Below are 21,719 nucleotides of genomic sequence, written 5' to 3'. Positions count from 1 at the left end.
CAGCGAAGCTGTCATTGTTATTGATCATCCATACGGTATTCGACATAAGCGCGATCACGCACCTGGCGCAACCAATCCTGCGTCGCTTCTTCCACTTTTTGTTCACGTATCGCCTGGCGTGCAATCATGCGTTGACGCTCTTGTGACACATCATCGCTCTTGCGCTCGGTGACCAGAATCAAATGGTAACCAAACGGCGATTCTATCGGCTCGCTGACCTGGCCGATCGGCAATGCGTCCATCGCACGCTCAAATTCCGGCACGGTATCACCAGGATAAATCCAGCCCAGGTCACCACCTTTTGCTGCCGAAAAATCATTCGAATACAACTTCGCCAATTCTTCGAAAGTGGCGGCCTTGTTGTCCAGGCGCTGCTTCAATTCAAGCAGCTTACGACGCGCTTCCGCTGCCGATACAACCTGATTCACCTTGATCAGGATATGGCTGGCGTGCGTTTGTTTTACTGCGGCCGGAGCAGGCGCAGCAGGTCCGCCACTTCCATCGGCACGCAATACACTCTGTGTACGGCGACCGAGCAACTTCAGGATATGGAAGCCATTGCCGCTTTTTACGATGGGTGCAATCTGGCCATCCTGTAGATTCGCTGTCGCATCAACAAACAACTGCGGCAGACGCTCTGCACTGCGCCAACCCAATTCGCCGCCGGTCAAACCATCGGTGCCATCGGAATAAGCAGTCGCCAGCTTGGCGAAATCAGCACCTGCCGCCAATTGCGCAACCACTTCATCCGCACGACGCTTGCTATCAGCCAATTGCTTCTGCGTGGCATTTTCCGGCACGCGGATCAGGATTTGCGCAATGTGTAATTCCTGTGGTGCAGTTGCCGCAGGTGCATTGTGCGCAGCCATATAGGCGTCGATCTCTGCATCCGATATCTGTACCTTGTTATCTACTTCACGTTCGCGCAAGCGCTGGATCGCCATCTCATCGCGAATTTCATTGCGGAATTTCGAATACACCAGGCCATCTTCTTCCAGGCGCTTGCGGAATTCCGGCATGCTCAATTTATTTTGCTCGGCAATACGTCCCATCGCACGATCCAGCATGGTGTCATCGATCTTGATGCCGGTTTCTTTCGCTTGTTGCAATTGCGCGCGCTCAACAATCATCCGTTCCAGCAGTTGACGCTGCAATTGTTCGCGTGGTGGCAAATTGCCGCCCTGGCTTTGCAAGCGACCCTCGATCATCTTGTAACGCTCAAGGAAATCGTAGCGTGTGATCACTTCATTATTTACCACGACGATGATGGCATCGGCCAGGCGCGGCTGCGCGGCAGCCTGGCCTTGTGCCTGCGCAGTGGCCATCACGCCGCCAGTCAGACCCAATAAAATCAACGCATGCTTCGCATATTGAAACGATTTTTGAATAGTAAACATAGGACGGATATGACTCATGATTTAACTTAGTATTTCGCTTCTTAGTAACTACTAGGGTTGGGAGTATTTCCCAATGTCTGATAACCAGGAATACTGGTACGCAAAGCTTCCATAGGATCGGAGCCCAACCTGGTCAAACCGCTTAACTCAAGCTGGAAAAAGAGCGTGGAATTTGATTTGCCGGTAGCGGTAGGCAAACGTTGTGCGACCACGCGGAAGATCCAGCAATCTGCTTTGTATTCAAGACCCAGCAAGCCCTCGGACAGACCACGCGCCGGTGGGGCAGTCAATGGAGCAAAACCAGGACGGTTAGCATAATCGTTAGGCAAAGAATAATTCAAGCGGCCTACGCCATACCAACGGTCAGCTATCGGCCATTGCCCGGATACGTCAACCTGGCGCAAGGCATTCGGCACGTCGACACGGTAGGTCAGGTTCAATACCTTCTTTGGTTCCGGCCGCCAACTCATACCCGCATTGCCGCGACTAACGGTTTTTTGATTGGCGCTGTATTGCAAATTACCTTCCGTTTTCAAGGTATCGGAAATTTGGAAGCTGCCGGAAGCCAGCAAATCAGGCTTGCTCTTGCCCGGCGGAGTAGTCAACGTGACTCTTTGATCTTCAAAATAATACCTTTGCGCCAATGCCACACGTAAACGCTCAGCACCGCTGTCCTCGATGTAACGTGAGACCATCGCGGCAGTCAACTGGTTCGCATCACTGATCCGGTCATTACCGATAAAACGATTTTCACTAAAAATCTGCGCGAAACTCAAATCCGCTTCTGCGGTATCAAAGACCGGGAACTGGCTTTGATCGCGGTAAGGGGTTTTCACATAGAACAAGCGTGGTTCCAGCGTTTGGGTTGCTGCTTTGCCGAAAAGATCAGTCTCACGTTCAAATACCAAGCCACTATCCAACGAAAAAGTTGGCAATGCGCGGCTGTATTTGGAATTGATATTGGTAAGCGGATCCTGCACATTATATGCAGCAGCATTCAACGACACCTTCGGCGTAATAAAATAACTAGGACGAACTATCGGGTAAGAAATACTCGGATTGACGACGTAACGTTCGCCACGCACCATATCCGGATGCCAGAAACGCGTGGCCTCCAGGGTTGCTTTCCAATCGAAGCCGTTCACATCCTGTCGCGCCGCATTCAAAGTGAATTGCGGCAATCTGTCATAAGGACGGGTAATAGGCGAAGCCGGGTCTTGCAAGACCTGATAATTCGATGCACGTGCCGTCGCATTCCAAAAGGTCTGGGAATAGTTAAAGTACAGATCGCGCAATAAAAGCCGCTGTGTACTGATAGCCAGATTTCGCGAAAAATCGCTGGGGTAATTATTGTCTGATGCAGAATTGATATTCCAGGCAAAGGCAGCCTGGTCATTGATATTTTGCGTATGTTTCGATGCTATCGACCAGCGGTTCGTATTGGTCTGGCTATCATTCGGCAGGAATTCCGCTTTGGTCTCGCCCGCATACATGCGATCCATATAGCGCGCATCCGCGCCCAGCATCATGCCGCGACGAGCGATATACCTTGGCGTCAATGTCAAATCGCGATTCGGTGCGATATTGAAATAGTATGGTACCGCCACCTCAAAACCACCCGTGCTGGTGGTGCCTTGTGTCGGCGCCAGGAAACCGGATTTGCGCGCGCCGGACAAAGGGAAGGACATCGATGGTGCACCGATAATAGGTACACCCTTGAAATAAATAATCGGTGCTTCCGCATCACCAACTTCACGTCCGGTATCCAGTCGCAAAGTATTTGCCTTCAGGTACCAGTCAGGATTCGGGCCTTCGCACGTGCTATAAGTCCCGTCCGTAATCAATGCCCGGTCTTCCGATTCGAAATCAATCCGTTCCGCCTTGCCCTGTCCATTGCTTTCCAGCATATGGTAAGTTGGATTCGTGACATAACCGACGCCCGAATCCATCTTCAGCCGCATCTTGTCGCCGGTATAACGGTCACCAAAACGCTTCATCCGGATATTTCCGCTTAACTCAACTTCGTCATCCGCAGCCCAGTAAGTAGCATGGTCGGAATTGACGATGGTCTCGCCGCGGATAATTTCAACATCCCGCTCCAGTACCAGCTCCCGATCCGGACGCCCGGTCATTTGCTCCGAGCTGATCCGTGTTTCCTCCGCACGGTCTCCCGCTTTGGCTGGCTTATCGTTGGTTTGTGCCACAGCAAAGGACGGCACGGAAGCCGTCGTTATCACTGCGACCACGGTTGAGAACAAGCGCTGAGGGCGGCGTAAAGGGAAAGGCCAGGTCATGAAAATATAGTTTTGAGTACCATCGCTGGCGATTTTTCGAATTTAATCCCTTATTATATGGGAACTCACCGCCCATCAACCGGATTACCTAGGCTTGCTTCATGTCTTTACATACAACACCTGCTTCCGCTGACGACTTGCGTCTGCCGGAACTGAACAAATGGCTCGCCTCCTTACCAGCCCCCGCCCTCAAACTGGATACGCTACGCCCGGCTTCCTCGGATGCAAGTTTTCGCCGCTATTTCCGCATAGATAGCCCCGACGGCGCGACTTTTATCGTGATGGACGCCCCGCCGCCACAGGAAGATGTACGGCCTTTTATCCATGTTGCCGGGGTTTTTGGCGAAACCGGCGTATCAGTGCCGGCCATTCTGGCACAGGATATAGAGCAGGGTTTCCTGTTGCTGAGCGACCTCGGCTCCACCACCTATCTGCAATTGTTAAATCCGGATAATGCTCATAAGTTGTATATCGACGCCATTGATGCGCTGGTACACCTGCAAATCCATAGTAAACCAGCCGTTTTACCCGAATATGACCGCAGCCTCCTGTTGCGCGAGCTGATGCTGTTTCCGGAATGGTATGTCGGCAAGCATCTCGGCCTGACCATGACGGAAAAGCAAACCGCCTCACTGAATCAGGTGTTCGAGCTGCTGCTGGCGAATAACCTGGCGCAGGCGCAAGTCTATGTCCACCGCGACTACCATTCACGCAACCTGATGGTCCTGACGCAGGGCAATCCCGGCATCCTGGATTTCCAGGATGCGGTGTTCGGTCCTATCACCTACGATCTGGCTTCACTGCTACGTGACGCCTATATCCAGTGGGACGAAGAAATCGTGCTGGACTGGGCCATCCGTTACTGGGAACGTGCGAAACGCGCCGGCCTGCCGGTCAATCCGGATATCGACGCCTTCTATCGCGATTTCGAATTCATGGGCTTGCAGCGCCACCTGAAAATACTCGGCATCTTCGCCCGCCTGTATCACCGCGACGGCAAGGATGCGTACCTGAAAGACCTGCCACTGGTGATGGAATACACGCGCAAAGTGGCCTATCGATACAAAGAGCTGGCACCTTTGGTGAAACTGCTGGATGAGCTGGAAGACAAAGCACCGCAAGTCGGCTATACCTTTTAAACAGCTGTCAGCAACATCAGCCCCGTACTCCCCGGCCTGCAGGCAGCCCCTGGCTACGCAGGCCACTCCTGGAACTATTAGCGAAATGCGAACACCATGAAAGCGATGATATTCGCAGCCGGGCGTGGCGAAAGAATGCGCCCGCTCACAGATACCTGCCCCAAACCCCTGCTCACGGTGCGTGGACGTCCTTTGATCGTCTGGCATATCCTGAACCTGGTGCGTGCAGGCATCACCGATATCGTGATCAATCACGCACACCTCGGCAATTTGATAGAAGAAACGCTCGGTGATGGCACCCAATTCGGTGCCCGCATCAGTTACTCAGCCGAAGGCACTGCACTGGAAACCGCCGGCGGCGTTGCCAAGGCACGCCATCTGCTCGGCGACGAACCCTTCCTTGCCCTTGCAGCCGACATCTACTGCCCCCACTTTAATTTTGAGCAAGTAAAAACCGTACTGGAAGACGCCGATGTCTGGGGTAATCCCTATCCGGTCGACCAGCGCGATGTGGCCTGGCTGTACCTGGTAAAAAATCCGGCGCATCACCCGCAAGGCGACTTTGCCTTAAACAGCTTTTCCGTTGCCAATGAAGGCGAGCCGAAACTGACTTTTTCCGGCATAGGCGTATATCGCCCGTCGATGTTCGATGCAATTGCCGCCGGTGAATCCGCCAAACTGGTCACCTTGCTGCGCGAGTACGCAGCCCGCGGCCAGGTTGGTGGCGAGCTGTATCATGGTGACTGGACTGACGTAGGTACGGCGGAACGATTGGCAGAACTGAATGCACCTTTGACAGGACATTACAAATGAAACCCTATAGCGATAGACGCGCGTCACTGATTGCACAAATGCAGACCAAGGGCGGTGGCATTGCCATCATCCCGACCGCCCCCGAAGTCATGCGCAATCGCGATGCAGACTATCCGTATCGACACGATAGCTACTTCTATTATTTATCCGGCTTTACTGAACCGGAAGCCGTCATCGTGCTGGTCGCCGGCACAAAGAATCAGGCGATCCTGTTCTGCCGCGAAAAAAATATGGAACGTGAAATCTGGGATGGTTTTCGTTATGGTCCCGATGTCGCACGCAGCACTTTCGGTTTCGATGCAGCCTATCCGATAGAAGCGCTGGATACCGAACTACCCAAGCTGATGGCGAATGCTCCCGCCCTGTTTTACGCACTCGGTAGCGACAGCAAACTCGATACACAGGTACAGGGCTGGTTGCAAAGCGTTCGTGCACAGGCGCGTGCCGGCGTCACACCGCCGAATGCTGCCTACGATATACACGTATTGCTGGATGAAATGCGCCTGATCAAGGATGCAAATGAAATCGCCATCATGCAACGTTCAGCGGATATCGCCGCTGCTGCACACAGGCGTGCTATGCGCATTTCGCGTCCGGGCTTGCGTGAATATCACCTGGAAGCGGAAATCCTGCACGAGTTCCGCAACAACGGTTCGCAGTTTCCGGCTTACGGTTCCATCGTCGCCACCGGTGCCAATGCCTGCGTACTGCACTATCGCGCCAGCGATGCTGAACTGAAGGATGGCGACCTGGTCCTGATCGATGCCGGTTGTGAACTGGATAGCTACGCTTCGGATATCACGCGTACCTTTCCGGCCAACGGCAAATTCAGCAGTCCGCAAAAAGAATTGTATGAAATCGTGCTCGCATCGCAAGACGCTGCGTTTGCAGAAACACGTCCGGGCAAACGCTTCATGGATGGCCACGATGCAGCCGTCAAAGTGCTGGCGCAAGGCATGCTGGACACCGGCCTGCTCGATCGCAACAAGGTCGGTTCGCTCGATGATGTGATCGCAAATCGCGCTTATAGCCAGTTCTATATGCATAGAACCGGCCACTGGCTGGGCATGGATGTACATGACGTCGGCGAGTACCGCGATGCTGCAACTGCAGGTGCGGACAAACCATGGCGCACCTTGCAAGAGGGTATGGTGTTGACGGTTGAACCGGGCATCTACGTACGCCCGGCAGAAGGCGTACCGGAAAAATACTGGAACATCGGCATACGCATAGAAGATGATGCGCTGGTAACGGCAAATGGTTCACACATCCTGAGCGCAGCCGCACCAAAAACCGTGGCCGATATTGAAGCCTTGATGAAGCATTGATGCGATTGCCATGCAGACTGATTTCGACATTGCCATTTGCGGTGCCGGGCCGGTAGGGCTGGCGCTTGCAGCGCTGCTGGTCCAACAGGGCAGGCAAGCCGAACGCATCGCATTGATAGATGCAAAAACCATAGAACAAAGCGCGCAAGACCCGCGTTCGATTGCGTTGTCCTATGGCAGTCAGCAATTACTGGAACGTATAGGCGCATGGCCGATTGCAGCCACCGCCATCCATCAGATCCATGTGTCGCGACGCGGTCATTTCGGCCGCACCCTGATAGACAAGGCTGAATACAATCTGCCTGCGCTAGGACACGTCACGCGTTATGGCGCTATCGTTTCTGCCTTGCATGCTCAAGTCCTTGCAACAGGCGTCAACATGATCCGTCCGCATACGGTGACCAGCCTCACGGAAGACGATGGCATGGTGCTGCTGAATTTCACCGACCATGCCCCGCTCTCCGCACAGCTCGTGGTGCAGGCTGAAGGTGGCATCTATAACGAACAAAGCAAAAAGACCCTGCATCGCGACTACCAGCAAACTGCCATCGTCGCCCACGTCAGTACCGATGCAGCGATACCGCATCGCGCCTTTGAACGTTTCACGGATGAAGGGCCGCTGGCGCTGTTGCCACAGGAAGATGGCTACGCCCTGGTGTGGTGTGTGCGGCCGAAAACCGCCGATTACCTGCTGACTTTATCGGACACTGCATTCCTGCAAGAACTGGGACCTGCCTTCGGTACACGCCTGGGGAATTTCACGGCTTGCAGCAAACGCAATGCCTTTCCGCTCGGCCTGAATGCAAAACCAGAGACCTCGGAACGACTGATCGCCATCGGCAACGCCGCGCAAACCTTGCATCCGGTCGCCGGCCAGGGATTGAACCTCGGCTTGCGCGATGCAGCGGTACTGGCCCAACTGCTGGGCACGCATACGCTGCCGGAAGCATTAAGCAAATTTGCGGAAAAACGGCGCACGGATCGCAACGCCACCATACATTTGACCGACCTCATGGCCCGCATCTTTGCCGACAATGCGCGTGGCATCGTGTCGCAAACGGCACTTGGAGTGACTTTGGGCCTGGTGGATGCGATCCGGCCGGCCAAGAAATTCCTCGCGGAGCAAATGATGTTTGGTCGTCGCCCCTGAGTCGAGCAAGGCCGAATAAGCACATATGAGCAGAAAGACAATACGTTTTATTGTCAATTAATACACAAAATAGATATTTAGATTTCCGCCGGGCATACAATTTGCATTGTTGATATCGTCATAGTCATAGGCGGACATATCCAAAATGCGAGTCGAATTGCAAAAAGTGCGATCTCTCCTTAAAATGCTGGAAATGCGTCATATTTATGTGCTTTTACTCTTAGTATCTTTGCCACTCCAATGGGTGTGGGCAAATTCGGTCGCTTGTCGAACCGAGGCACAGTCGTCTTCAGCATATTCGAGCACCAGCACCAAGCCGCAAATGGGTACTGCGCTGCACAAAATCAGTTCAGAGCAAGCGCAAGCACTGGGCCACGACCAGCAAAGCCCACCATTGCCTCAATCTATCTTTATTGAAGAACCCACCGTCGAAAGTGAAATGGCGCGCTGGGAGTTCGAAGTAGAGGGAGAATTTGGCAGTGCAGCACAAATGCTTGCACCTGATTGGGGCGACACAGCGGATAACCTGTCTTGCCGCCCTCCTGGCCACAATTTCAACTCGGCAGCACAAACCGCAGATCCGTATGAAGCGGATCTTCCCCTGCCGCTGTCATTAGCCTGCCTGACATTGGGCGACACTATTTTCGTAGCGCAACAACACCCTCCTCTCCCGGTGCCTATCGTCCGCACCGAGCGTCCGCCTATCCAGGCGATCTGACAAGTTAATCTTTCCGGGACGGCTGCTTTGGCCGTCCGCATGTCGTGCGGCATTTCGTCCGCGGCATGTACTCGCTTTAACTAAAATCATGAAACCTATCACACTACTTATTACGTCAGTGTGGCTGGCTGGCATGTGGTCGCCCGCGATCGCCGCCCAGCCCTATACACTGGAACAATTATTGTCCTTGGCCTCCCAGGGCAACAAAGGGGTGCAAGCCGCCGCCGCCGGCGTCGAAGCTGCGCGTGCCGGCGTCACTACGGCTGGCGCATTCCCAAATCCCGAAGTCGAATACACCAGCGGCCGCGTATCCGCACGCGTCCCTGGCGCCGCTACCGGTAACGGCCAAACGGTCTCCATCACGCAGCGCCTCGATTTGCCGAGCCAACGCTTCCTGCGCCAGGAAGTCGCGCGCAAAACAGTGAGCGCAACGATCGCCGGTCAAGATGTATATGCGGCCGAACTGGTGGCCAAGGTCAAGCTCGGCTACTACGAAACACTACGGCGCCAGGCTGAATTTGAAGCAGCACAGGAAGACCTGGCGCTGACGCAACAGTTATATGACCGCGCCCAAGTCCGGGTCGATGTCGGCGAAGCGCCGCGCTATGAAGCCATCCGGGTCTCGACCGAACTGCTGAATGCACAAAAGAATAGCCACAGCTCCCTGCTGCGGGCGAACCAGGCCAAGTCCTCGTTACGTCAACACGTGGGCGACATTTTGCCGGCCAGTTTTGCCATCGCCGGCTCCATGGGCAACGTCCCGCATATGGCACCGCTGAACACCCTGCGCCAAACCATGCTGAGCAATAATCCGGAACTGGCACAGTACCGGATGGAACTGCAACGCGCGTCAGTGGCGGTCGATTACCAGCGCTCCCTGCGCCTGCCTTCAATCGCATTGAAAGCGATCTCCAATCGCGATCCCGAAGTGCGTGACACGCAATTCGGCGTGGTCATGAGCATTCCCTTGTGGGACCAGAATCGCGGCCCGATCAATGAAGCCAGCGCCAGTGCGATGCGCGTGCGCTACCTGCTGGAAGCACGTGAATTCGAACTGACCCAACAGCTCGACTCCGCGTATCAACAATCGCAGATTGCCGCCTCACAAGTCGAAGCACTTGAGTCCGGCATCGTACGCCAGGCCGAAAGCGCTTTGCGTGTAGCGGAAGCTGCTTACCGTTATGGCGAACGCGGCATCATCGATTACCTCGATGCACAGCGTGCATTACGTACCGCGCGCAATGACCTTATCGCCGCCCAATTTGATCTGCAAGTAGCCGCTATCGAAATCGAGCGGCTGTTAGCCAATTCTTCTACAGGTAACAAACCATGATGCCCCGAATCTCTTCCACCGCCACACTGATCGCGCTGTGCCTGACCCTGGCCGCCTGTGGTGACAAGGCCAAACCACAAGCCGAAGAACCTGCAAAAAAAGTTGATCCCAACGTCGTTATAGCGCCGGAAGCGCTACGTGAACGCGTCAAGATCGGCACCGTTGGCGTCGCACCTTTCAGTGACGTACTGCGTGTCCCCGGCCTCATCGATTTTGATCGCCAGCGTATGGCACGCATAGGCGCACCGGTCACAGGCCGCATCACCGACATCAGTGCCAACCTCGGTCAAAGCGTGAAACCGGGTGACGTACTGGCACGCCTGCACAGTACTGAACTGGGCAGCGCGCAACTGGCATATCTGAAAGCCCGCGCGCAAGCCGAGCTGCAACAAAACAATCAGACGCGTGCACGCCAATTGTTTGCCGCTGATGTCATCGGTAAAGCTGAATTGCAACGACGTGAAAACGAATCTGCAGTCGCTGCAGCAGAGTCGCGTGCCGCCGCCGAACAACTGAAAGTACTCGGCATGTCCTCCTCTGCTATCGCACGTATGGCGCAAAGTGGCGAGATCAGTTCGTATGCACCCGTTGCGTCAACCTTGAATGGTTCCGTGGTGGAACTCAAGGTCTCGCCTGGCCAGGTGGTACAGCCAGCCGATGCCTTGTTCACGGTTGCTGACTTGTCACACGTATGGGCAGTTGCGGAAGTTCCTGAACAACAGGCGGATATGGTTGCAGTTGGCCAGACGGTCGATATTGAAGTACCTGCACTGGGCAATCTCAAGTTGTCGGGCAAGCTGATTTACGTCGGACAAATCGTCGATCCGGCGACACGGACCGTACATGTACGCACCGCGATCGACAACAAGGATGGCCGACTGAAACCTGCAATGCTGGCCACGATGTTGATTGCGAGCCGCCCGACCGAGCAACTGGTGATCCCGGCTGCCGCGGTCGTACGTTTCGAAAATGTAGACCTGGTCTATGTTGAAACCCAACCGGGCCATTTCCGCGCTACCAAGGTAAAACTGGGGCAGTCAAACAACGACACACTCGTGGTGGCGTCCGGGCTGAAAGCAGGTGATCGCATTGCCGTAGATGGCGCGTTCCACCTCAACAACCAGCGTACCGGTATCGCACAGGAGTAATGCCATGTTAGAGAAGATAGTTCGCGGTGCCCTGGCACAGCGACTGATTATTGTCGTCCTGGCTGTGATTGCCCTGATAGTGGGTATCGATGCCATGCGTAAGTTATCGGTCGACGCTTTCCCTGACGTTACCAACGTTCAGGTACAGATTGCTACCGACGCCACTGGTCGTTCGCCTGAAGAGGTCGAACGCTTTGTGACCGTTCCGATTGAAATTGCTATGACCGGCTTGCCCGGCATAGAAGAAATGCGTTCGCTCAACAAACCTGGTTTGTCGCTGATCACGCTGGTCTTCACCGATGCCACCGATGTGTACTTCGCGCGGCAACTGGTGATGGAACGTCTGATCGAGATCAGCGCACGTATGCCGACCGGCGTGACACCTGTATTGGGTCCGGTCTCTACCGGTCTCGGCGAGGTCTACCAGTACACGCTCGACAAACCCGATGATGGTGATCGTGAATTGACGCAGAAGGAGTTGACCGAAAGACGTATCGTGCAGGACTGGATGGTGCGACCACTGCTGCGTTCGATTCCGCAAGTCGCCGAAATCAACTCGCAAGGTGGCTACGTCAAGCAGTATCAGGTGCTGGTCAATCCTGATCGCATGGCCCACTACGGCATCTCGCTCAAGCAAGTGTATGAGGGGCTGGCACGCAACAACGCCAACTCAGGCGGTGGCATCTTGCCGCACTATGCGGAGCAATACCTGATCCGAGGTGTGGGCCTGATCGAGAATCTGGATGACATTAGCAACATCGTCTTGAGTGAATCCAACGGCACACCGGTGTATATCCGCGATCTGGCACAAGTCACCCTGGGGCACGATGTGCGTTATGGTGCGCTGGTCAAGAACGGGGTCACTGAATCCGTCGGCGGTATCGTGATGATGATGCGTGGTGGTAATGCGAAGGAAGTGGTATCACGCATCAAGGACCGGGTTGCAGAAATCAACAAGGCAGGCATGTTGCCAGATGGCTTGCAGATCGTGCCGTATTACGATCGTAGCGAACTGGTGGATGCCGCTTTGTGGACCGTCGCCAAAGTGCTGCTGGAAGGTGTCGCGCTGGTGGTTGTGATCCTGCTGGTGTTCCTCGGTGATATACGCTCGTCGGTGATCGTGGTCGCTACCTTGATACTGACGCCATTACTCACCTTCTTCGTCATGAACCAGTTCGGTATCTCGGCGAATCTGATGTCGCTGGGGGGGCTTGCTGTCGCGATCGGGCTCATGGTGGATGGCTCGGTGGTGGTGGTCGAGAATGCCTTCGGCCATCTGGGTCGACCCAATAAGTACGGTAAGCGCAAGGTACACATTATCCTGAAGGCAGTGGTTGAAGTGGCGACACCGGTAGTATTCGGTATCGGCATCATCATCCTGGTGTTCCTGCCCTTGATGACCTTGAAGGGGATGGAGGGCAAGATGTTTGCGCCACTAGCCTTCACCATTGCGATCGCGCTGGCAATTTCGCTCTTGCTGTCGCTGACACTGACGCCGGTGCTGACTTCTTATCTGCTCAAGGGTGGTGCCGAGCATGATACGCGTCTGGTCGGCTTCCTCAAGAAGCACTATCTGCGCATGCTCGACTGGGTACTGGCGAATGCCAAGAAAACCGTGCTGTTTTCGGTGCTGGCATTTGCTGCAGCAGTTGCCATGTTGCCGCTGCTGGGGACAGCTTTCATTCCTGAGATGAAAGAGGGATCACTGGTACCGGGTATCAATCGTGTGCCGAATATTTCGCTGGAAGAATCCATCGCGCTGGAGAAACAGGCGATGGGCATCATCATGAAAGTACCCGGTGTGAAGTCGGCGATTTCTGGTGTTGGTCGTGGTGAAAGCCCGGCTGATCCGCAAGCGCAAAATGAGTCGACGCCGATTGTCAGCCTGAAGCCACAAGATGAATGGCCGGATGGCTGGAATCAAGACACGATCGCGGCAGAAATTAAGAAACGACTGGAAGTTATACCAAGTGCGCAAATCATCATGGCTCAGCCTATCTCTGATCGGGTCGATGAAATGGTGACCGGCGTGCGTTCCGACGTCGCAGTCAAAGTGTTCGGCGAAGACCTGGATCGCTTGCTGGCAAAAGCCCATGAAATTGCACGTGTGGCTGAAACAGTAAAAGGTGCGCGCGACATCCGGGTCGATCGTGTGAGTGGACAGCAGTATCTGTCCATCAATATCGACCGCCAAGCCATTGCACGTTACGGCTTGAACGTCTCCGATATCCACGATGTCATCGAAGTAGCCATCGCTGGCAAAACGGCGACCGACATCTACGAAGGCGAACGTCGCTTCTCGGCAGCAGTCCGTTTGCCTGCAAGCTTCCGCGGCAACGTGCAAGCGATCAAGCAAATCATGTTGACCACACCAAATGGCGCACGTGTTCCACTCGATAGTCTGGCCAAGATCGAAGTGCGTGATGGCCCGGCGCAAATCAGCCGCGAAGGCGGTAAACGTCGGGTGGTGGTGGCGATCAACGTACAGGATCGTGATTTGGGTGGCTTCGTAGCCGAGCTGCAACAGGTAGTGCAAGGCAAGATCCAACTGCCGCCTGGCTATTACCTCGAATGGGGTGGTCAGTTCCAGAATATGGAACGCGCATTGGGTCACTTGGCATTCATCGTACCGGCTACAGTAGCGGCGATTTTCTTCCTGCTATTCCTGCTGTTTAAATCGGTGCGTTACGCGACGCTCATCATCACCGTTCTGCCTTTCGCTTCGATCGGCGGCATTGTTGGCCTCTTTGTGACCGGCGAGTATTTGTCGGTACCAGCCTCGGTCGGCTTTATCGCCTTGTGGGGTATTGCGGTGTTGAACGGGGTGGTGATGGTGTCGTACATCAAAAAGCTGCGCACTGAAGGCTTGAGCATAGCCGAGGCCGTAGTAGAAGGTGCGACCCAGCGTTTCCGTCCAGTCATGATGACGGCGACCGTGGCGATGTTGGGACTGGTGCCCTTCCTGTTCGCAACCGGTCCGGGTTCGGAAGTACAGCGTCCGTTGGCAGTGGTGGTGATCGGTGGTTTGATCACATGTACCCTGCTGACTCTGCTGGTACTGCCGACTCTGTATCGCTGGTTTGATGAGGAAGAACGAGAGGCCTGATAGACCATCCGGAGCTGGCCTTGCCGCTGCAGGCAAAGCCAGGATTCCCAACCGAATACTAGGAGTCAGACTATGAAAGAAATCAAAGCCATCATCCGTCCGGTACGTCTGGACGATGTGCGTCAAGCGCTGGGACAGGTCACGGGATTTCCCGGCATGACGATCACTCAGGTGGAGGGTTGCAGTTCACCGGCACGGCATCAACCGCAAAACTTTAAGGAAGAACTGCTCGACTATTCACCTAAGGTTCGTATTGATATTGTGATTGATGACCAATACGCGGACGCGGTATACGCAACGATTAAAAGTGCAGCATCCACCAAACATATCGGTGACGGCATCGTCTGGATGAATACGATAGATCAGTTCGATTACATCTGGCAGCCAGAGAGTTGAACTTGCAACAGTGAATTGCAATGACGAAATAAAAAAGCCCGCATATGCGGGCTTTTTTACGCAGTTCAGCCTAAGCTAAGACAGCAATATCGGGTATAGCTAAACTGAATCAGACGCCTACTTCGGCACGCTGGAATTCAGCCCAGTTGACGCTGGATGCTTTTTTTGCACCACCATTGGTCATGGTTTCATAGCAACGTTCTTTAGTCGCCTGAATTGCATCGATCAGGAAGTCCGCGTCATATACCTTGAGCAAATGCGATTGGTGCGTTTCCATATACTTCTTGATGCGATCCCGTTCACACGACATACGCTGCAACGCATGGAATGTTTCATCATCCCAGTGCCAGCTCAGGCCGAGCTCATAGAAAGCTGCATTGTAAGCGGCAAGATGGCATTCAACTGCTGCACCAATCGGACATTGTTCAAGTACGGAACTGATCATTGCACTTCTCCTTCTGTATGTGCACGTCACTGCGGAATCCAGTCTGACGACCTTTTCGCAGACTTCGAACGTATCGTAAAGGCTAAAAACGATTAGTGATAGTTAAAGTATTTAATAACAATCATTACTTATTGTTTATGGATTGATTCCGGGGAAATCAGCTATTTCCAGCTTTATGGCGATTCTTGACAGTAGTCATAGGCAAATTCCGCGCCGGCAGGATATCGTTACGCCTTGGCCCAATACCGGCCTGGTCTGCAATCCGCAGCGCTCAGTCGCAGTCACGCTCGCAGGCATACAACAGCAATATCTCGGGATTGATCGCGACATGAAAGTCATCGTTTTGGGTTCGGGCATCATAGGGACGGCCTCTGCCTGGTTTTTGAATAAAGCCGGACACGAAGTCACCGTCATCGAACGCCAGCCCGGCGCCGCACAGGAAACCAGTTTTGCCAACGGCTGCCAGATCTCGGTCTCGCATGCCACTCCATGGGCGAACAAAGGTGCGCCGCTGACCATACTCAAAGCACTGGGCAAGGAAGACGCGCCGCTGTTATATCGCTTTCGTGCCGAATGGCTGCAGTGGAAGTGGGGCATGAATTTCCTGCGCGAATGCACACCGCAACGCACCGTGCGTAACATCCACCAGATTGTTGCGATTGCCGAGTACAGCCGCCAGACACTGCAAGCCGTCCGCAAAGAAGTTGATATTGATTACGATTGCCTGACACGCGGCATCCTGCACTTCTACACCCAGCAAAAAGACTTCGATGAATCACTGGCATCGGCCAGCGTGATGCGCGAACTCGGTTGCCCGCGCGAACCGCTGACGGCGGAACAGGCGGTGCAACTGGAACCGGCATTGGCACATATCCGCAAGCAGATCGTCGGTGCCGACTTTACCGAAACCGATGAATCCGGTGACATCTATAAATTCACCACCGGCCTGGCACGCAAGGCACAGGAGCGCGGCGTCCACTTCGAATTCAACACGACGGTGACACGCCTGATTACCGAAGGCACAGGCGCTGCAGCACGCGTGACCGGGGTTGAAGTTATCAATCCGGAAGGGCGTCACCTGACCTTGCATGCAGATGCATTCGTGATGGCGATGGGAAGTTTTTCGGTACCCATGCTCAAGCCTTTGGGTATCAATCTGATGATCTATCCGGGCAAAGGATATTCGGCGACCTACCCGATTGTGAATCCGGACCTGGCCCCTACGGTGTCACTGATAGATGATGGCTACAAACTGGTACTGTCGCGTCTCGGCGATAAACTGCGCGTGGCAGGCACCTGTGAATTCAACGGTTACTCACGTGAACTGAATGCGACCCGTTGTGAGGCGATTACGCGCAGGACGCGCGAACTGTTTCCGGACGCCTGTGACTATTCAAACCCGGCTTACTGGGCTGGTTTGCGGCCGTTAACGCCGTCGAATGTGCCGTATATAGGCAAGACCAAATTCAGCAACCTGTATTTGAACACCGGCCATGGTTCACTTGGCTGGACCATGGGTTGTGGCTCCGGAAGAGCCATCGCCGACATTATCTCCGGCGTCCAGCCTGAAGTGAATTTTGCGTTTACCGGGATGGCAGCACGCAAGTCGCATGCTCAAGGGCTAGCGGTGACAGAACAGGATCAGCAAGCCGCCTGAGCAAACCCACTGCCACTTCATCAGGCGTTTTCCGCAACCGCCAGATCATCAAAAATGATTCTGTCCGCACCGCTCAGCAGCAGGAAATGCTTGCCGCTGCAGCGTGCGAGCAAAGACATATTCAGGCGCTCTGCGACCATATGTCCCATCTGGGTAGCACCCGAGCGTGACAGCAAAAACGGTATCCCCATTTGCGCCCCCTTCATCACCATCTCTGACGTCAGGCGACCGGTGGTATAGAAGATTTTGTCAGCGCCGGACACATCATCGAACCACATCTTGCCGGCAATGGCATCGACCGCGTTATGGCGGCCTACATCCTCAACAAAATGAATCAATTCGCCGCTGGCGGAAAACAATGCGCAGCTGTGTACCGAGCCGGCTTGTTTATACACGGAGCGATGTACACGTATCGTCTCTATGATTTTGTACAGGGTGGATTGCATCAGGCGCGCATCGGCAGGCAGCGTGATCGAATCAATTTCATCCATCAAGCCACCGAATACGGTGCCTTCGCCGCTCCCGGTCGTGACCGTATATTTGGCGGTACGCTCTTCGATATTGTCTATGCCATTGCGCGTAACGACTGCCGCTGCATCGACATCCCAATCGACCTGCACCGAGAGGATATCTTCGATATTCTTGATAAAGCGCTGATTGCGCAGATAGCCCAGTGTCAGTGCTTCCGGCGCTCCGCCCAGGGTCATCAATGTCACCAGCTCGCGCTTATCCACATAGATAGTCAACGGCTGTTCGGCCGGTATCGCAATAGTCGACGCGCGACCACGCTCATCCATGACTTCCACTTCATGGGTCAGCTTGCGGACGGCATTGGATAAAACTGGACGAGCACTCATAGGACAAATACACTGGTGAAAAACATAAAACGATTACCCGGATTATCTCATCACTGGGTGACTCCCGTGCGCTTATAGCACCCGATGAGCGCAAGCATCCGGCAGTACAGGTATCATGAAGGCAAGTTTACTTACCTGCCCTCGCATGACGCATCCTGCCCACCCTCATTCCGCATGAGCATATTTGTACTGAGCCTGGTGCTGTTTGCCGCGTTGCTGCACGCGTCCTGGAACGCATTATTGAAGAGCAGCGCCGATCCACTGGGTGCGCTGGCGGTCATGACCATAGGCTCCGGGCTGGCAGCCCTGCCCCTGATACTCTATCTGCCGCTACCCTTGCCGGAAAGCTGGCCCTACATCGCCTTGTCCGCCGTACTGCATACGGCTTATAACCTGTTCCTGATACGCGCCTACCGTATCGGCGACTTCAGCCAGTCCTACCCTATCGCACGCGGCTCATCACCATTGCTGGTCACGCTCGGTGCCGCACTGTTGGTCGGCGAACAAATGAGCTGGATGACACTGCTTGGTGTGATCCTGATTTCAGTCGGCATCATCAGCCTCGCGCACATCAGGAACCGGCTCCATCTTGCCGGGCCTGTCGCCGCGTTTACGACTGGCGCTTTCATCGCCGCCTACACCATTACCGACGGCCTGGGCGCTCGTGCGGCGGGTAACGCCTTGTCGTATTGCGGCTGGCTGTTCGTACTCGACAGCATACCGCTGCTCCTGATCTACCTGCGCCTGCACAAACGCCTGCCGATGGCATTCGGCAGCAAGGAAACCTGGGTGGCATTGGGCGGTGGCCTCATGTCCTTACTCGCCTACGGCATTGTGATCTGGGCCGTAACACTGGCACCTATGGGTACCGTATCTGCACTGCGTGAAACCTCGGTTTTGTTTGCAGCACTGATCGGCTGGCTCTTCCTCGGCGAGAAACTAAGCATGCGCCGGATATTGTCCTGCCTGCTTATTACCGTCGGCGCCATCATATTGGGCTTGCACCTGTAAACCTCGTTAGCCAAATAAAAACCGGCACTTGCTGCAAGAGCAAGTGCCGGTTTATTTTTACGCCAAGCCAGTTGGCGTAACAGTCTTAGTTGACTGCCAGGCTATTCGTCAGATTAACCAAAGCCTGACCACCACCGTAGCTGGTTTGCACCGGAGCAGCACCACCGAGGGTAATGCGGATTGCGCAGTATTTAAACTCTGGAATCTTGCCGAACGGATCCAGCGCAGCATTCGTCAGACGGTTAATCGCCGCTTCGTAGTAGCAGAACGGTACGAATACCGCACCACGTGGCGAACCATCATCAGCACGGGCATACAGGGAAACTTCACCGCGACGCGATTGCAGCGTGATGATGTCGCCTGGCTTGCCGCCCATGTTTGCCAGATCCAATGGGTGGATCAGCGCGATTGGATCAGGTTCGATCGAATCCAGCACGGTGGCACGACGGGTCATACTGCCGGTATGCCAGTGTTCCAGTTGGCGACCTGTGATCAGGACCATTGGATATTCCGGATCAGGACGTTCAGCCGCAGGAATGATATCTGCAGGGACGAAACGTGCACGACCGGATTCACGTGGGAAGCTGTCCACGAACACAACCGGCTCGCCTGGATCGCCTTCTTTTTCGCATGGATAGGTCACGGAGTCTTCACGCTCCAGACGATCCCATGTGATACCGGCAATGCTAGGCATGGTGTGGCGCATTTCGTCGAACACTTCCGACACATGCTTGTACTGCCAATCCAGGCCCAGGCGATTTGCCATTTGCTGGATGATCCACAGATCCTGCTTGGCTTCACCTGGTGGGTTCAAGGCTTGACGGCCCATCTGCACGGTACGGTCGGTATTCGTGAAGGTACCGGTTTTTTCCGGGAACGCACTTGCAGGCAAGATGACGTCAGCCAGATACGCGGTTTCGGTCAGGAAGATATCCTGTACGACCAGGTGGTCCAGCGCTGCCAATGCTTCACGTGCGTGGTTTGCATCCGGATCCGACATCGCAGGGTTTTCACCTTGCACGTACAGGCCGCGGATTTTGCCGTCGGTGATCGCATGCATGATCTCAACCACGGTCAGGCCTGGTTCCGGATCCAGTAAATCAACCGACATATTCCATGCTTTTGCGAAGTTCGCACGGATCTTCGGATCGCTCACGCTTTGGTAATCCGGATACACCATAGGAATCAGGCCGGCGTCGGAAGCACCTTGCACGTTGTTTTGACCGCGCAATGGATGCAGACCTGTACCTGGACGACCGATTTGACCGGTCATCAGTGCCAATGCGATCAGGCAGCGTGCATTGTCGGTACCGTGGATATGCTGCGATACGCCCATGCCCCACAAGATCATCGAACCTTTCGATGTTGCGTACAGACGTGCAACATAACGCAGGGTTTCTGCATCGATACCGCAGATAGGCGCCATCAATTCAGGTGTGTAGCCTTCAACGTTTTTGCGCAGTTCTTCGTAACCGATGGTACGGCTTTCGATAAATTCTTTATCGACCAGGCCTTCAGTCACGATGACGTTCATCATCGCGTTCAGCATGGCGACGTCGGTATCCGCCTTGAATTGCATGAAGCGATGCGCGATACGCGACATCTCGGTACGACGTGGGTCGCAGACGATCAGCTTGGTGCCGTTGCTGACTGCATTCTTGATCCAGGTAGCAGCGACAGGATGGTTCACGGTCGGGTTCGCACCAATGATGATGACCACTTCGGCCTTGGTCACGTCCATCACTGGATTCGATACCGCGCCCGAACCGATACCTTCGAGCAAAGCAACAACTGAAGATGCATGGCACAAGCGTGTGCAGTGATCGACGTTATTGCTGCCGAAGCCGGTACGTACCAATTTCTGGAACAGGTAAGCTTCTTCGTTACTACCTTTGGCCGAGCCGAAACCAGCCAGCGATTTCTTGCCGTGGGTGTCGCGGATTTTTGCGAAGTTGCCACCAGCCACTTCCAGCGCCTCTTCCCATGTCGCTTCGCGGAATACTTCCATGACGCGATCCGGATCCATGATGAAGTCGCCACTCTTAGGCGCATCAGCACGACGGATCAGCGGTTTGGTCAGGCGGTGTGGATGGTTTGCATAATCGAAACCGTAACGACCTTTGACGCACAGGCGCTCACGGTTGGCAGGACCATCGCGGCCTTCTACGTAGAGGATCTTGTTGTCTTTGATGTTGTAAGTCAGTTGGCAACCGACGCCGCAGTATGGGCAGACGGAGTCAATCTGTTTATCAGGGACGTTCAACGCGACATCACGGGCCGGCATCAGTGCGCCGGTCGGGCATGCCTGTACGCATTCGCCGCAAGCGACGCAAGTGGACGCGCCCATCGGGTCATCCATATCGAATACGATCTTCGCATGGTCACCACGGAATGCGAGGCCGATCACGTCGTTTTCCTGTTCGTCACGGCAAGCGCGCACGCAACGGGTACATTGGATACATGCGTCCAGGTTAACGGCGATAGCAGGATGCGAGTAGTCATAAGCGACTTTTGCACGTGCTTCGAAACGTGGTTTGCCGACGCCCATTTTCGCAGCCCATTCGTCCACTTCATTGTGGCGCGTATAGTCGGCTTCCGGCATATCGGACTGCAACAGCTCCAATACCAATTTTTGCGATTTCACTGCACGTTCGCTTTCGGTATTTACTTTCATACCGTTAGTCGGGTTACGGCAGCAGGAAGGTGCCAATACGCGTTCGCCATTGATTTCAACGACGCATGCGCGGCAGTTACCTGCTGTGTCCATACCTTCTTTAAAGCAAAGGTGCGGGATTTCAATGCCTTCGCGCTTGGCGACGGTCAAGATCGTATCGGTTGCACGGCCGGTTACTTCACGACCATTCAACTCAAACGTAACTGTAGGCACTTCGAGTTGTGCCAATTCGCTTCGGGTAATTGCGTTCATT

Annotated in this window: 16 protein-coding genes; 11 read left to right on the top strand and 5 right to left on the bottom strand. The window is 54.5% G+C overall.

Going from position 1 to position 21,719, the window contains the following annotated elements; all coding sequences use genetic code 11:
- Nucleotides 1-17: 17 nt before the first annotated feature.
- Complete coding sequence (locus tag ACFQPC_RS17525; protein ID WP_382273116.1) at nucleotides 18-1,397, bottom strand: peptidylprolyl isomerase; 1,380 nt, start codon at nucleotides 1,395-1,397, stop codon at nucleotides 18-20.
- Nucleotides 1,398-1,438: 41 nt separating this feature from the next.
- Nucleotides 1,439-3,691 carry an LPS-assembly protein LptD gene (locus ACFQPC_RS17520; protein ID WP_382273115.1) on the bottom strand — a complete coding sequence of 751 codons (2,253 nt, stop codon included), beginning with the start codon at nucleotides 3,689-3,691 and terminating at the stop codon, nucleotides 1,439-1,441.
- A gap of 101 nt (nucleotides 3,692-3,792) precedes the next feature.
- On the opposite strand from ACFQPC_RS17520, the gene ACFQPC_RS17515 reads away from it, so the two are divergent.
- The 9 genes from ACFQPC_RS17515 (at nucleotide 3,793) to ACFQPC_RS17475 (ending at nucleotide 14,822) form a co-directional block, all read left to right on the top strand.
- Nucleotides 3,793-4,830 (top strand): aminoglycoside phosphotransferase family protein, encoded by a 1,038-nt coding sequence (locus ACFQPC_RS17515; protein WP_382273114.1) that lies wholly within the window; start codon nucleotides 3,793-3,795, stop codon nucleotides 4,828-4,830.
- 96 nt (nucleotides 4,831-4,926) lie between these two features.
- Nucleotides 4,927-5,643: an N-acetylmuramate alpha-1-phosphate uridylyltransferase MurU gene (gene murU, locus ACFQPC_RS17510; RefSeq protein WP_382273113.1), complete on the top strand. Its 717-nt coding sequence runs from the start codon at nucleotides 4,927-4,929 to the stop codon at nucleotides 5,641-5,643.
- On the top strand, nucleotides 5,640-6,971 hold the full coding sequence (locus tag ACFQPC_RS17505) for an aminopeptidase P N-terminal domain-containing protein (RefSeq protein WP_382273112.1): 1,332 nt from the start codon (nucleotides 5,640-5,642) through the stop codon (nucleotides 6,969-6,971). Before murU ends, ACFQPC_RS17505 begins: the two co-directional genes overlap by 4 nt.
- A 10-nt stretch (nucleotides 6,972-6,981) precedes the next feature.
- A complete protein-coding gene (locus ACFQPC_RS17500; protein WP_382273111.1) occupies nucleotides 6,982-8,121 on the top strand; it encodes a UbiH/UbiF/VisC/COQ6 family ubiquinone biosynthesis hydroxylase in 1,140 nt (379 codons plus the stop codon).
- Between the two features lie 145 nt (nucleotides 8,122-8,266).
- Entirely contained in the window at nucleotides 8,267-8,839 is a 573-nt protein-coding gene (locus ACFQPC_RS17495) for a hypothetical protein (protein WP_382273110.1), read from the top strand.
- An 88-nt stretch (nucleotides 8,840-8,927) separates the two neighbouring features.
- Entirely contained in the window at nucleotides 8,928-10,172 is a 1,245-nt protein-coding gene (locus ACFQPC_RS17490; protein ID WP_382273109.1) for a TolC family protein, read from the top strand.
- Nucleotides 10,169-11,320 carry an efflux RND transporter periplasmic adaptor subunit gene (locus ACFQPC_RS17485; protein WP_382273108.1) on the top strand — a complete coding sequence of 384 codons (1,152 nt, stop codon included), beginning with the start codon at nucleotides 10,169-10,171 and terminating at the stop codon, nucleotides 11,318-11,320. Before ACFQPC_RS17490 ends, ACFQPC_RS17485 begins: the two co-directional genes overlap by 4 nt.
- 4 nt (nucleotides 11,321-11,324) lie before the next feature.
- On the top strand, nucleotides 11,325-14,426 hold the full coding sequence (locus ACFQPC_RS17480) for an efflux RND transporter permease subunit (RefSeq protein ID WP_382273107.1): 3,102 nt from the start codon (nucleotides 11,325-11,327) through the stop codon (nucleotides 14,424-14,426).
- A 72-nt stretch (nucleotides 14,427-14,498) separates the two neighbouring features.
- A complete protein-coding gene (locus ACFQPC_RS17475) occupies nucleotides 14,499-14,822 on the top strand; it encodes a P-II family nitrogen regulator (protein ID WP_382273106.1) in 324 nt (107 codons plus the stop codon).
- Nucleotides 14,823-14,931: 109 nt separating this feature from the next.
- Here the strand turns inward: ACFQPC_RS17475 and ACFQPC_RS17470 are convergent, their stop codons facing one another.
- The gene (locus ACFQPC_RS17470; RefSeq protein WP_382273105.1) at nucleotides 14,932-15,267 is read right to left on the bottom strand and encodes an HAD family hydrolase; all 336 of its coding nucleotides are present in this window, start codon (nucleotides 15,265-15,267) and stop codon (nucleotides 14,932-14,934) included.
- Between the two features lie 328 nt (nucleotides 15,268-15,595).
- Between ACFQPC_RS17470 and ACFQPC_RS17465 the strand changes: the two genes are divergently transcribed.
- Nucleotides 15,596-16,924 carry a D-amino acid dehydrogenase gene (locus ACFQPC_RS17465; protein ID WP_382273304.1) on the top strand — a complete coding sequence of 443 codons (1,329 nt, stop codon included), beginning with the start codon at nucleotides 15,596-15,598 and terminating at the stop codon, nucleotides 16,922-16,924.
- Between the two features lie 20 nt (nucleotides 16,925-16,944).
- Here ACFQPC_RS17465 and ACFQPC_RS17460 read toward each other — a convergent pair whose 3' ends face one another.
- Nucleotides 16,945-17,781 carry a formate dehydrogenase accessory sulfurtransferase FdhD gene (locus tag ACFQPC_RS17460; protein WP_382273104.1) on the bottom strand — a complete coding sequence of 279 codons (837 nt, stop codon included), beginning with the start codon at nucleotides 17,779-17,781 and terminating at the stop codon, nucleotides 16,945-16,947.
- A 174-nt stretch (nucleotides 17,782-17,955) separates the two neighbouring features.
- Between ACFQPC_RS17460 and ACFQPC_RS17455 the strand changes: the two genes are divergently transcribed.
- Nucleotides 17,956-18,792, top strand: a complete 837-nt coding sequence (locus ACFQPC_RS17455; RefSeq protein WP_382273103.1) for an EamA family transporter — start codon at nucleotides 17,956-17,958, stop codon at nucleotides 18,790-18,792.
- A gap of 85 nt (nucleotides 18,793-18,877) precedes the next feature.
- Here the strand turns inward: ACFQPC_RS17455 and fdhF are convergent, their stop codons facing one another.
- Nucleotides 18,878-21,718 carry a formate dehydrogenase subunit alpha gene (gene fdhF, locus ACFQPC_RS17450; RefSeq protein ID WP_382273102.1) on the bottom strand — a complete coding sequence of 947 codons (2,841 nt, stop codon included), beginning with the start codon at nucleotides 21,716-21,718 and terminating at the stop codon, nucleotides 18,878-18,880.
- Nucleotide 21,719: the final 1 nt, after the last annotated feature.

The sequence above is a fragment of the Herminiimonas glaciei genome (assembly GCF_042664955.1).
GTDB lineage: Bacteria > Pseudomonadota > Gammaproteobacteria > Burkholderiales > Burkholderiaceae_D > Oxalicibacterium > Oxalicibacterium glaciei.
Note: the sequence above shows the minus strand (reverse complement) of the source record. Positions and strands in the feature narration are given on the sequence as shown.